This window comes from Fibrobacter sp., from assembly GCF_017551775.1.
GTDB lineage: Bacteria > Fibrobacterota > Fibrobacteria > Fibrobacterales > Fibrobacteraceae > Fibrobacter.
Genome location: NZ_JAFZKX010000078.1, coordinates 1 through 7,804, shown reverse-complemented (window position 1 = coordinate 7,804; position 7,804 = coordinate 1). Strand labels below are relative to the sequence as shown.

General features: G+C 53.4%; 7 protein-coding genes and 1 pseudogene. 5 read left to right on the top strand and 3 right to left on the bottom strand.

Going from position 1 to position 7,804, the window contains the following annotated elements:
• From IK012_RS13620 to thiC, 4 genes are all read left to right on the top strand, one after another.
• Positions 1-157, top strand: a 157-nt coding sequence (locus tag IK012_RS13620) for a class II fructose-bisphosphate aldolase (protein WP_367273787.1), incomplete at its 5' end; no start/stop codon positions are given.
• 119 nt (positions 158-276) lie between these two features.
• Positions 277-1,104 carry a hypothetical protein gene (locus IK012_RS09350; protein ID WP_290953575.1) on the top strand — a complete coding sequence of 276 codons (828 nt, stop codon included), beginning with the start codon at positions 277-279 and terminating at the stop codon, positions 1,102-1,104.
• 2 nt (positions 1,105-1,106) lie between these two features.
• Positions 1,107-1,367, top strand: a complete 261-nt coding sequence (locus tag IK012_RS09345) for a zinc ribbon domain-containing protein (protein ID WP_290953573.1) — start codon at positions 1,107-1,109, stop codon at positions 1,365-1,367.
• A gap of 42 nt (positions 1,368-1,409) precedes the next feature.
• Positions 1,410-3,122 (top strand): phosphomethylpyrimidine synthase ThiC, encoded by a 1,713-nt coding sequence (gene thiC, locus IK012_RS09340; protein ID WP_290953571.1) that lies wholly within the window; start codon positions 1,410-1,412, stop codon positions 3,120-3,122.
• A gap of 10 nt (positions 3,123-3,132) precedes the next feature.
• On the opposite strand, the gene IK012_RS09335 is transcribed toward thiC, so the two are convergent.
• Together IK012_RS09335 and IK012_RS09330 are read right to left on the bottom strand one after the other, a co-directional pair.
• Entirely contained in the window at positions 3,133-4,263 is a 1,131-nt protein-coding gene (locus IK012_RS09335; RefSeq protein WP_290953569.1) for a GGDEF domain-containing protein, read from the bottom strand.
• 5 nt (positions 4,264-4,268) lie between these two features.
• Complete coding sequence (locus IK012_RS09330; RefSeq protein WP_290953567.1) at positions 4,269-5,360, bottom strand: GGDEF domain-containing protein; 1,092 nt, start codon at positions 5,358-5,360, stop codon at positions 4,269-4,271.
• A 229-nt stretch (positions 5,361-5,589) separates the two neighbouring features.
• On the opposite strand from IK012_RS09330, the gene putP reads away from it, so the two are divergent.
• Complete coding sequence (putP, locus tag IK012_RS09325) at positions 5,590-7,131, top strand: sodium/proline symporter PutP (RefSeq protein ID WP_290953564.1); 1,542 nt, start codon at positions 5,590-5,592, stop codon at positions 7,129-7,131.
• Between the two features lie 532 nt (positions 7,132-7,663).
• On the opposite strand, the pseudogene IK012_RS13615 reads toward putP, so the two are convergent.
• A pseudogene (locus IK012_RS13615) lies at positions 7,664-7,804 on the bottom strand (type I glyceraldehyde-3-phosphate dehydrogenase); the annotation flags it as partial.

Genomic DNA, 7,804 nt, shown 5'->3' with positions numbered 1-7,804 from the left:
CAGCCGTCTCGCCATGACTGCCGCTATCCGTAAGTATTTCGACGAACATCCGGAACACTTCGACCCGCGCCAGTACCTCAAGCCGGCTCGCGAAAACATGCAGAAGATGTACGAACACAAGATCGTCGACGTTCTTGGTTCTAACGATAAGCTGTAATCTGTCATCCTGGAGGTCGCGCAGCGACCGATAGGATCCAAAGCAAAAAGCTTCAAAAACACCTCGGAATTTTCCGGGGTGTTTTTATTATATTTTCAGCAAAATATTAGGAGAAAAAGATGTCCCTTTTCAGAATTTCTAGACAGTTTATTTTGGTTTCAATCTCCGTGCTCACGTTTAGCGCCGTGGCTTCGGCAAACACTTGCACGGACGCCACATTTATCTTATATTCGTCACTTATCGGCAGCGGTGAACGCGAATTTCGTTTGGATTCATCCTACTTTAACGAAAGAGGTAACGAATGGACTCATAAATACATCTATGAGAACAAACTGCTCATGGAAATGCATTTTGATCCAAAGACAGATGGCGAAGAAATAAGCGTCAACCACTTTTACCACGATGTCGATGAATCGGCCTTGAAAAAAAACGGCCTAGAATACATAATCTCTAATTGCAGCAAAAACGACACTTTGTGCTATGAGCAGAAAATGTACAGCAATGGAGTATACGATGGCGTTGAAATAATCAAATCAACCCCAAATTACGCTAGCACCGAAACAATTGAATCTTCTATACATTGGTTTTTCGAATACATCTTGCAAACAGACACTCTCATACAAAAAAAATACTATGATTACGCAACTGATCATGTCCGCACAGGTCAAACACTCTTTGCTGCAGATTCAAGCGATGATTTCAAGTGTTATCAATATAATGACGATGGTGAAATAGATTACATCATATTATATAAACCCAATGAAAAAGGTTTTTCCTTAAGTCTCGATGGCAAGGAGTTTGGTATTGATGGCGAGGGGTATGACAGAGAATTTTTCTTTGTAAAAAATGAAGAAACAACAGCCATCCGCAAGACCATCAAGCCCGCCAGGATTTCCCCGAAGGCCCGCTACTTCGACCTTCTGGGCCGTTATAGGTTCAGCAAATAACCATGTACTGTCCGCATTGCCACAGCGAATTGAAGGATGACGCCACGTTCTGCCCGCATTGCGGCAGCGACGCCAATACCGGCTGGAAAGACGGCGCGGAGTTTTCGGACTTGGAGACTCCAGACTACGACGAAATTCTGGAAAATGAATTCGGAGACGACCCGGACAGTCCCTACGCCAAAAAGAAAAAAACAAGCCCGGTCGCCATCGTTGCAGCAGTCGTTGTTGCACTCGCTTTCATCGCCGCGATGGTCCTGCACTAGTTCATATTTTTCTAAATTTCGGGCGTAAAAATTGAGGAACTAATGGATTCTCTGCTTAAGCCTTTTATGAACTCGCGCAAGGTGTATGTGCCGGGGAAGATTTTCCCGGACATCCGCGTGGGCATGCGTGAAATTTTGACCGAAGACCCCGAAACACCCGTTGTCCCCGTGTACGACACGAGCGGACCTTACAGCGACGTAGACGCCAAGCTGGACGTGACGAAGGGTATTGAACGTTTCCGCGAGTCTTGGATTATGGAACGCGGTGATGCCGAACAGCTGGACGACATGACGTCCGCTTACGGTCGCGCCCGTCGCGAAAACCACGAGTTGGACCACCTGCGCTTCAACGCCGAGCACCACCCGCTCCGCGCCAAGGCGGGTCACCACCTGACGCAGCTCGACTACGCCCGCAAGGGAATCATCACCAAGGAAATGGAATACGTGGCAATACGTGAAAACCAGCGCCTTGATGAGTTGCAGGCCCAAGGTAAAATCAATATTCCGGGCTCCCCCATTACCGCCGAATTCGTGCGCGACGAAATCGCCGCAGGCCGTGCGATTCTGCCGGGGAACATCAATCACCCTGAATGCGAACCGATGATCATCGGTACGAATTTCTTGACCAAGATCAACAGCAACATCGGCAACTCCGCCATCACCTCTTCTATCGAAGAAGAAGTCGAGAAGATGGCCTGGTCCGTGCGCTGGGGTGCAGATACCGTGATGGACCTTTCCACCGGCAAGCACATCCACGAAACCCGCGAATGGATTATCCGCAACAGCCCCGTTCCTATCGGAACCGTGCCTATCTACCAGGCGCTCGAGAAGGTGAACGGCAAGGCAGAAGAACTCACGTGGGAACTGTACCGCGACACGCTCATCGAGCAAGCGGAACAGGGCGTGGACTACTTCACCATCCATGCGGGTCTTTTGCTGGAACACATTCCGCTCACTGCGAAGCGCACCACGGGTATCGTGAGCCGCGGCGGCTCGATTCTCGCCCTCTGGCAGATGCGCCACCACCAGCAGAATTTCTTGTACACGCACTTCCGTGAAATCTGCGAGATTCTCGCCGCCTACGACGTGGCCGTTTCTCTCGGCGACGGACTCCGTCCGGGTTCTTTGGCCGACGCCAACGACGCGGCCCAGTTCGGAGAACTGGACACCCTCGGTGAACTCACGAAGATCGCTTGGGAATATGGCGTGCAGGTGATTATCGAAGGCCCGGGTCACGTGCCGATGCACAAGATTCAGGACAACATGGCGCGCCAACTGGAAAAGTGCCACGGCGCTCCGTTCTACACGCTCGGCCCCCTCACCACCGATATCGCCCCCGGTTACGACCACATCACGTCGGCCATCGGTGCGGCTCAGATCGGCTGGTACGGCACGGCAATGCTCTGCTACGTGACGCCCAAGGAACACCTCGGGCTCCCCGACCGCGACGACGTGCGCGCGGGTGTGGTCACCTACAAGCTCGCCGCCCATGCGGCCGACCTTGCAAAGGGCCATTTCGCAGCACAGTTCCGCGACGACGCCCTTTCGCGCGCCCGCTTCGACTTCCGCTGGAACGACCAGTTCGCGCTTTCCCTCGACCCCGAAAAGGCGATGGAATTCCACGACAAGACGCTCCCCGGCAGCCAAGCAAAGGCAAGCCACTTCTGCAGCATGTGCGGCCCTAATTTCTGCAGCATGCGCATTACACGCGCTGTTAGGAATTTCGTCGCTACTGGCGAAGTCGGCGACGTTTAATGCCAGCAAGTCATTCTCTCGCCTTCTTCTCGGCAAACAGCGCTTCGTCGGCACGCGAGAACAAGTCCATCACGGATTCCTTGCGGCCAAGGCTTCTCGCATACCCGATGCTCACGGTAAGCGAGTACGGCAACGACGCCGACGTCCGCGCCAAGTCTTCCTTTATGGTCGTGCGAAGCGCATCCGCTTCCGCGTCATTCGCCAGGAAGGCGACCAGATTGAATTCATCGCCCCCGAAGCGCGAAATAAAGCAACCCAACGGCCCGCAGACGCGCTTGAGCACATCCGCCACCATATTGAGCGCGCTATCCCCCTCGCTATGCCCGAAGTTATCGTTGATGCCCTTGAACTTGTCCAAGTCCAGCACGAAGAGGTAGACCTTCCTGTTCTCGGTATACTGCCCGATTTTAGAATCCAGGAACGAATTGAGCTGGTTCCTGTTGTTGAGTTTGGTCAGCGGGTCCGTCGAAATCATGCGGGACTGCATTTCCAGAAAAACGAACAAGGCAGCAATTACCATCGCGTACACGGAATAAGGCGGGGAACTGGGCGTACATTCGCAACAAAGCCCGAGCAGCGGCAAAAGCCCGAACAAGGCCAGCGAAATATAAAGGACGCGGTCCGCAAAATAGCGCTTGATCGGAATCCTGTATCCGGCAAGAATGCAGGCGAATACCATGTAAACGCTGCAACAAGCGACAAAAAGAAGGTAATATGGGCCGTGTGAAATGACGTTATTCTCGTCGACACTCCACACCCACCCGAACTTGATGCTGCCCGCCACAAGCGCAATCGCGACAACGCCCGGAAGCGCAAACAACGACATCATGCGCCTGTCTCGCCAAAAACGGAGCTGCATGTTGTAGCCCACGAATCGCAGCCACTGGAAATACAACATCACGCTGATGACATGGAAAATGGACGCCATGAAGCAGGTAAACACATCCGAACCGGGGAAAGCAACGCCGTTCAGTGCCGCCTTCACCGTATCGAGAACGAGCATCGCGATAATCATCAAGAAAACGTGAGTCAGAATGGTCTGGTTCGTAAGACGGCTCAAGCTCGTGCGAAGCGCCACGAGCAGCACCACAAGGACCACGATGCAGAACACGTTAGTTTCTATGTAACTGAACAAATCCATATCCGCTACCGTTCCGCATGTTTCCGTTTCTTGATTTTATAAAGCGAGGCATCGGCCCTGCTCAAAAGGCTTTCTTCGGTTTCGCCGTCCCTGAGGGCGGCATACCCCACGCTCAACGCAAGCGTGTACGGGAGCGTCTGCGAACGTTCCCGGAGTTTATTCTCGAGCAGTTCGCACAGGTTGTCGGCAGCGGCGTTGTCCGGAAGGTTCGCAAACACGACGAACTCGTCTCCGCCATAACGCGAAATAAAATGCCCCCGCGGGCCGCAAACGTTCTTCAAAACCGAGGACACAATGATAAGTGCGTTATCGCCCTCCATGTGACCGTAGGTATCGTTTATGCTCTTGAACTTGTCCAGATCGACAAGGAACTGGTAGAGTTTCTTGCCCGGAATTTCCTGTTTGAAGCGACCGCTCAAGTAAATACTCGCTTGGTTCCTGTTGTTGAGGCGCGTCAGGGGGTCAACCGAAATCATCTCGCGCTGGATTTCGAGGAACACAATGACAAGCCCGAGGGTTGCGCCCGTACAAAACACGGAAACGCCGGGGAACTGCGCCTGCAGGCACTGCGATATGAACGGCAGAAACCCGAGCGCAGAAATGGCGTAGAGCTTGTTCCTGTTCAAAATGTCGCGCTGCTGCTTGATGGTAAATACCGCGACAAGCAGGGAGTAAACCAGGTAGAGAAACATGACTATCACCTGGATAAACAGCAGGTTCCCGCGATGGTAATGGTTATCCGCATCGATGGTGAAATACCAGCCCGTCTTGATGGAAACGACCGAAAGCAAAACTTCCACGGCCATGGGCACGATAAACAGTACCTTAAAGAACTTCCCGGAAAAGCGCTGGCTTCCGGAAAGGTGAAGGGAATATTGACTCCAGAAATAGCAGAGGATACCGCACTGCGCGAAATAGGCCGCATTGATAAAATAGTTCAGCGTCCGGGCGCCGGTATATGTGGCTCCATCCAGAAGCACCCACAGGACATCGAGCAAAAAAAGGAGCTGCGTGTTGAAGCAAAGTCTGTAGAATGTATTACGGTCGGCTTCATGCATCACACCACGATTAACCATGAACATCAGCATGATGATCATTATGGCGCAAAGCAAATTAATGGTTACATACAAAGACATCCGACCACATTCCCCGTCTAACATAAAAATAATAATTAAATATATTTAATGTCAGCCTTCTTCGTACATTTTCACCCCGTCAAACAAGCAATCTCGGGGGCGAGTGTTAGCGAAATCACACCCCGTCCCAAAGTCCTATAAAAAAATTTTTTCTTTTTTATCTATCTTTCCGAAAAAAGGAGCGTAATACATGACCATAGCCGTCTTTATCCTTTATCTGTTAATGATGCTCGGCATCGGAGCGTACTTCTCCCGCAAGGCGAACAGCCTGAACGCCTACTACCTGGGCAACCGCGGCATGAACAAGTGGGTGGTCGCGATGTCCGCCCAGGCCTCCGACATGAGCGGCTGGCTTTTGATGGGCCTCCCGGGCGCCATCTTCGTGAGCGGCTTTTCCGAAGCCTGGATCGGCATCGGTCTCGTCATCGGCACGTACCTGAACTGGAAAATCGTGGGCCGCAGGCTCCGCAAATACAGCCACTTCTGCGGCGACTCCATCACCCTCCCCGACTTCTTCTCGAACCGTTTCCGCGACAACAAAGGAATCATCCGCGTCATCGCCTCGATTTTCATCCTCGCATTCTTCCTTTTCTACACGGTCTCGGGCTTCGTGGCTAGCGCCAAACTCTTCGGCACCATCTTCGGCATGAACTACACCACGGGCCTTATCCTCGGCGCGGTCGTGGTCGTGAGCTACACCTTCATGGGCGGGTTCTTTGCCGTGTGCTGGACCGACTTCATCCAGGCGATGATGATGCTCATCGCCGTCATCGCGATTCCTGCGATCATCATGACCGGATCGGGCGGATTCGCCGCGACCATGGATGCGGTGAACGCGCAGAACCCCTACCTGATGAGCCTGTTCACGAATGCCACTACGGGCAAGTCCATCGGCCTTATCGCCCTGATTTCGAGCCTCGCGTGGGGTCTCGGCTACTTTGGCATGCCGCATATTCTCGTGCGCTTCATGAGCATCAAGAACGCCGAGGAAATCAAGGATTCCCGCCGTATCGCCATGACCTGGGTGACCGTCTGCCTCGGCGCCGTCATCATGATCGCCCTGCTCGGCCGCTACTACGTGGAAGCAAACGGCATCAAGGTCGACGACCCGGAACGCATCTTCATGATTCTCTGCCAGGCCCTCTGCCATCCGGCAATTGCCGCCATCCTCATGGCCGCCATCCTTGCCGCCATCATGAGTACCGCCGACTCGCAGCTGCTAGTTTCAGCCTCCGCCTTCAGCAACGACCTCTACAAGCACCTGTTCCGCAAGAACGCGAGCAACAAGGAAGTCATGTGGGTGAGCCGCGGCGTGGTCGTGCTCATCACGATTGTCGCAGTCATCGTCGCCATGCAGGGCGCCCCGAGCGCCGACGGCGTCAAGCAGGGCAAGAGCTTCCTCGACGTGGTGATGAGCCTCGTGAGCTTCGCGTGGGGCGGCTTCGGAGCCACCTTCGGCCCGATCATGCTCCTTGCCCTGTTCTGGAAGCGCACCACGCTCCCAGGCGCCATCGCGGGCATGCTCGTCGGCGGCATCACAACGTTCGTTTGGAAGTTCTACCTCTCCGGATTCTCCGCTGAAATCTTCCAGATTTACGAACTCGTCCCCGGCTTCGTGCTCAGCTTCGCGACCATCGTAATCGTAAGCCTCTGCACCAAGGCCCCCAGCAAAGAGATACAAGAAGAGTTTGATGCTGTCGAGCATACTCGCCTCTCCGACATGAAATTGTAATTCAATATCGGCGCGATGCGCCCATAAACACAACAAAAAACCGGTCTCAAAGGCCGGTTTTTGCATTTTAGCACGTTTCTACAGACCAAATGGCGACGAAACAAGCTTTTGGTCTGCCGTTTGCTAGTTTATATGCAGGCTTTAGAAACGTCGAACGAATGGTTCTATGTGAGCCGCAAGCGCCTCGTCTTAACGAGGCGTGGCGGCGAGAGTACTTTGACCACTTGGCGCTTTAGCGCTTATGTCGTCATGGTCCCCCTTGCGGGGAGAGTGAGTAACCGGAGGTTCCAATCCCTAAACTTCGAACGAGCGGTTCTATGTAAGCCGCAAGCGCCTCGTCTTAACGAGGCGTGGCGGCGAGAGTAAGTGAGTAACCGGAGGTTCCAATCCCTAAACGTCGAACGAACGGTTATAAAAAGAGAGCCCCGCTCGTTTGAGCGGGGCTTCTTTGTAAAAGTTTCAAGCGGAGGCGCGGAAATCTAGTTGCCCGAAGGCCTTTGCGTCCGCGCCACGAACGCCATGCAGAAATCAATTACTTGGTGATGACGCGGGCCATTTCGCAAACCTTGTTGCTGTAGCCCCATTCGTTATCGTACCAGGCGCAAACCTTCACGAAGGTCGGGTCGAGCTGGATGCCAGCCTTGACGTCGAAGATGGAAGTGCGAGCGTCGTT

Excerpts from the sequence above, each read along its gene's own strand:
- IK012_RS09350 (WP_290953575.1), top strand. The coding sequence starts at position 277 with ATGTCCCTTTTCAGAATTTCTAGACAGTTTATTTTGGTTTCAATCTCC.
- IK012_RS09345 (WP_290953573.1), top strand. The coding sequence starts at position 1,107 with ATGTACTGTCCGCATTGCCACAGCGAATTGAAGGATGACGCCACGTTC.
- thiC (WP_290953571.1), top strand. The coding sequence starts at position 1,410 with ATGGATTCTCTGCTTAAGCCTTTTATGAACTCGCGCAAGGTGTATGTG.
- IK012_RS09335 (WP_290953569.1), bottom strand. The coding sequence starts at position 4,263 with ATGGATTTGTTCAGTTACATAGAAACTAACGTGTTCTGCATCGTGGTC.
- IK012_RS09330 (WP_290953567.1), bottom strand. The coding sequence starts at position 5,360 with ATGATCATCATGCTGATGTTCATGGTTAATCGTGGTGTGATGCATGAA.
- putP (WP_290953564.1), top strand. The coding sequence starts at position 5,590 with ATGACCATAGCCGTCTTTATCCTTTATCTGTTAATGATGCTCGGCATC.